The 4,806-nt window shown below is 61.9% G+C and carries 2 protein-coding genes; one reads left to right on the top strand and one right to left on the bottom strand.

Going from position 1 to position 4,806, the window contains the following annotated elements:
* Positions 1–183 (bottom strand): hypothetical protein (locus EOA29_RS42315; protein WP_210213172.1); only part of this gene is annotated, 183 nt, incomplete at its 3' end.
* A 30-nt stretch (positions 184–213) separates the two neighbouring features.
* Here EOA29_RS42315 and EOA29_RS25245 point away from each other — a divergent pair.
* A partial coding sequence (locus EOA29_RS25245; RefSeq protein WP_127221774.1) for a LysM domain-containing protein occupies positions 214–4,806 on the top strand: 4,593 nt, incomplete at its 3' end.

Genomic DNA, 4,806 nt, shown 5'->3' with positions numbered 1-4,806 from the left:
AGCATCCGAAAGGTTGCGATCGGGCGGGCGTGATCGGGCGAACCATCTGGACGACCTCCGGAAATCACTGTTGGCGGCAGCCTTGCCGCCGTCACGCCCGCCAAGCCCCCGGTCCAGCCGCAAAAGGTCGATGCCAAGGCCAACGCCGCGCAGATTGCGCGGCTGGAAGCGCAGGCAGCTCAACTGCGGGAGCAGATCCGGCTCGCCAACAGGATGGGCGAGCGCGATTGGGCGGCACAGGCCCGCCAACAGCTGTCACAGGTGAATACGGAGCTGAGTTCGCTTCAACCACCGCCGCCAGCCGTAGTTCCGACAGCGCCGAACCTGCAAATCGTGAATGCGAGCACCGGCACCTCCGGCAATGGCACGACGGTGGTGCCCGCCCTCTACCAACAGCCGGACCTTTTAGGGCCTACCGTGACGCCGGTTAAGCTCGACGGCGGCACGCCCGAAGACAATGCCGCGGAAGCGGCGACGGCCCGCAATATCGTCAACGACGTCACGGGCGGCAAAAGCATCGACCAGATCGCATCGGCCCGCGGCATGACGCGTGAACAGGTCATCGCCGCGCTGAGGTCTGGCGGGATGACAGTGTCGACCACCGACCCGACCAGCGGCAATGGCGACGTGCAGACGACGAAGATCACCGATGCCAGCGGCCGCACGGTCACGCAATACTACGACTACCAGCATGACAGCTACTATACGAGCGTCCAGCAACAACCCAACGGGGCAGCGACCACCTCACCGGTCCGCGACGGGCTCGGCCGCAAGGAGACCAGCAGCTACAATTCCGACACCGGCGCCATCACGACGCGGTACGAGGACGATCTTGGGACGGGCACGGTCACCGAGCGGACCTCGCTGCCCAATGGCGCTTCGGTGGAAACGGTGACGCCTGGCCAAGGGCCATCGCTGCCTGTAACCACCGTCACCGGTCCGGATGGCCGCAAAACCATATTGGCGTACTCCCAGGATCCGGGAGGGACCACCACGAAGGACATCAAACACGATCTCGCCGACGGAAAAAGTATCGACCAGATCGCAAAGGAAAACGGCCTCACCAACGAACAGGTGATCGCCGAATTGCAGGCCGCCGGATATCAGGTCACGACCCAGCAAGCGACGAGCGACAATGGCGACGTGCAGTCGGTCCAGATCGTCGATCCGCATACCGGCGACAAGACGGTCTACTCCTACGACTATCAGCACGACGAACGCACCGTCGTGACCACGGCCGACGGCAAGGAAACGTCGCAATCCGTCGACGGCAACGGGGGGACCCGCAACAGCGTCCGCAATACCAAGACGGGCGAGACCACGACCACGATCGTCGATCCGAAGACAGGAACCGAAACCAAGATCGTCACCGACAAGGACGGCCGGGTGACGACGACCACCACCGAGAAGATCAATGGCGGCAAGCCTGTCGAGTACGAGGTCAAGCCGAACGACAATCTGACCCTGATCGCGCGGAAATATGGCGTGTCGCTGGATGATCTCAGGCGGACGAATCCGGACCTTTTCGGTTCGTCGCGCAACCCGAACATAATCCACACGGGCGAAAAAATTACCATCGAAAACGGTACGCGCACGACCGTGGAGGTCACCTTCAACGGCTATACGCTGACCACCAAGCCCGATGGCAGCATGACGCTGCATAACGACACCACCGGCTCCGACCTGAAGATCGAGGTTGGCACGGCGCAGCAGGCGTTGGCCGAACTGCTGCTGGCAATCAACCCGCAGAGCAAAGATCCCGAACAGGCCAAGACCGACACGGTTCTCAAGACGACTCTGGAAGGTGTGCTCGGCGGGGCAAGTCCCGAGCTTGCCCAAGAAGCCGCGGACAAGCAGCAAGCAGTAAAGGATGCGATCAAGAAATATGGCGGCGGCAAGCCGGCGACACCGAATCTCGACGGCAGCGCCACATCGGTTGGCCCGTTCGGCGAGCCGCCGTCGGCTACGGCTCCGTCAGGCGGCAAATGGGTGCCGCTGATGGTCGACGGGAGCTGGCAATGGTTCGATCCGGAAGTTGCCAAGGCGATCGCCGCCGAGAACGCCGTGATAGCGCGCCTCGGCGAAGCACAGGCAAAGCCTGAGCAGAGCGGGGCGCAGCTCGACGTCTATGCGCTGGATCCCGAATACAAGGGAGCCATGAAGAGTGCCGAGACGACACTCGACAAGGTCTTGGCGCCTTATGGGCTGCAATGGCAGGCCCCGGAGCCGAAAGGCACGCTGGCCGACGCGCAAAAGCGGCTGACCACCGCCAACAACATGCTCCAGAGTGCCAGCGATGCCAGGGCCGAGTACGAGCAGGGCGAGAAGAGCCTTCTTGATGCTATTGATAAGCAGGCAACCCTGCCGGTGCTCAGCGATCCGAGCAAGCCGGCCGTAGGGACTTCCGGCGGGCCTACCCGCGAGCAAATCAACCTGCAGGGCAAAGCCGAGCACGCTGAAGTCACGCAGCTCTTCATCAACGCGGCGCTGCACACTGCGCGGGGCAATAAGGCCACGATCGACCAGATGGTGGGTACGACTGAGCTGGAGCTCGCCGGGGCCAAACCGGGAAGCCCCGAATATGCCGAAATCAAGGGCAGGCTTGACGGACTGAAAAAGCTGCAGGCGCCGGCGGCCAGCCAGGTGACACTGGCCGAGGCGTATGCGGAATTTGGAGTTGCGCAAAAAAATGCGGCCGATCTTGCCGTCAAGGCCGAGCCGATCAAGCAAGCCTTGGTCGCGCGAGCGATGCAGAGAAATCCGCATCATTTTGATTGGGACGGCTACACGAACGCAGCGGGTGAGTACACCGGCAAACTGAAATCGCAGAAAGTTATCGAGGAAAACGGGCAGCTCTATCTCGTAAACACCTATGAGAATGATGTTTTCCTCGACGATAACAACAATGACACGCCGGTCCTGAAATATGCCCTGACTTACGATCGCGGTGACAAGAATATCAGGGACGATTTCCGCAACGATCCGCTCAACAAGCAGTGGCAGCAGTTATTGGCGTCGACGCAAAGCTCGGCTTCGGCGCCGGTCTGCACGCCCCATGGAACAGGTTCGCAATCGGCGCTGGCGGCCGCCAAATCCAAGATCATCGGCGTGCAGGTCGAGCAGTTCGATGCACAGCTGCAAGATGCGAAAACCAAGCTGGTCGACGCCACGACGGCCCGCGACAAGGCGATTACCGAGCATGGCGGGGGAACCGTCGAAGCGCCTGCCGGCACGCTTAAGCCTGGCGAAAAGCCGGTAAAGATCACGGTGAACGGTCACGATCTGTGGGTCGCACCGGAGGTTGCCGCCGCCTACGAAAAGGACGGGCCGGGCGCAATCGGTGCCAGCGGCAAGTCGGTCAGGATCGAGATGGGTGGGCAGTGGCTGTGGGTACATCCCGAAGTAGCGGCTGCGGAAATCGACAGGGCTTCGGCAGAAACCGAAAAGAACCGATTGGAGACATGGCAACATGATGTCCGCCCAGCGATGGTGGCGGCACGCGACTGGTACGGCTTCTATGCAAGCAACCCCAAGCTTCTGACGGATGGCAACGAGGAACACGAGGCGCGACTCAAAGACACTTACTTCAAGGAGCATAAGGATCAGGCGTTGGCCAGCTACCAGGTCGAGCTCAAGCAGTTGTATGACAACGGGTTCACAGGCGACTACAAGCAATACAAGCCCGGCGAACTGAGCAGCACGGTTGCCCGGGCACTTGGTCTCGACCAGTCAAGCGAGGGGGTGGCGAAGGTCACCGGGGAAATCACCGACCGCGCCGGCGAAAACGCTGAGGTCAAGGTCGTGCCGATCTTCTCGCTTGATGGTGGGATGGAATCGTCGACGGCATTGTTCGCGATCAAGAGCGACGGAAAGGAAATCGGCTATGTCGACAGCTCCGGCAAATATTACGGCAGCTTCGACGAATTCCAGCATGAGAATCGCATCTTCAGTGACAAGAGCAAGCTGATCCTGGCCAAGGACGGCGACATGAAACTCGGCGCCGATGGATTCTCACTCGACGAAGTGGAGGTCGCCGACGGACGCAAGGTGGATTTCTGGGACAAGGCCACCGACATCGGTCTTGGCATCGTTGCCGGCGCCGCCACCATCGTCTCGTTCGTGCCAGGCGGTCAATGGGCCATCCCTATCGCGATCACCTCCGGCGCAGCTCTTGGCGGCAAGACGCTTTACAAGGAAGGTGAGCACCTGCTTCAGGGCGGCGACTTCGATAGTCAGTCGGCCTGGAATATCGCGACCGGCGTGACTGCGTTCCTTCCCGTAGGAGCCGGTGCCCTGCGCACGTTCGGCCTGGCAAGGGCCGGCCTGTCCACGTCCGAGGCTTTCGCTGGCGGATTCGGTATGGCGCGCATGAGCGACGCCAGTTGGGGCATTGGCAAACTCCGCGTAAACGTAACGCAATCCTCTTATGCCGAGCAGGCAGCGAGCTATCTGCAAAGCGGCAGCAGGCTGAATACCGTTGCGTGGGGCCTTGATGCCGGAGGCGTTGTCACTGGTGTTCCGGTGCTTGCCAGGTCGGCCGAGGATCTGGCCCAGCATGGCGGCGAAATGTCATTTGCTGAACTTGCGAACGCCATCCTGGGCATCGGTACCGGCGCGGTCGGCACGGGCCTGGGCGGTCGTTCGCTGCTGAACAATATGCCTGGAGCGGCCGGCCCTCGGGGCGGCGACGGGACTCCCGCGTCGGGCTTTCCACCGCCAGATCCAACCGGTCAGCGCGCGTTGCCGGCCGGCGAGTCGGAGGGTCGGAACCCGCCGCCACCCACGGGCGACAAGGGTGATCCATCG

The organism is Mesorhizobium sp. M1E.F.Ca.ET.063.01.1.1, assembly GCF_003998155.1.
Taxonomy (GTDB): Bacteria; Pseudomonadota; Alphaproteobacteria; order Rhizobiales; family Rhizobiaceae; genus Mesorhizobium.
Note: the sequence above shows the minus strand (reverse complement) of the source record. Positions and strands in the feature narration are given on the sequence as shown.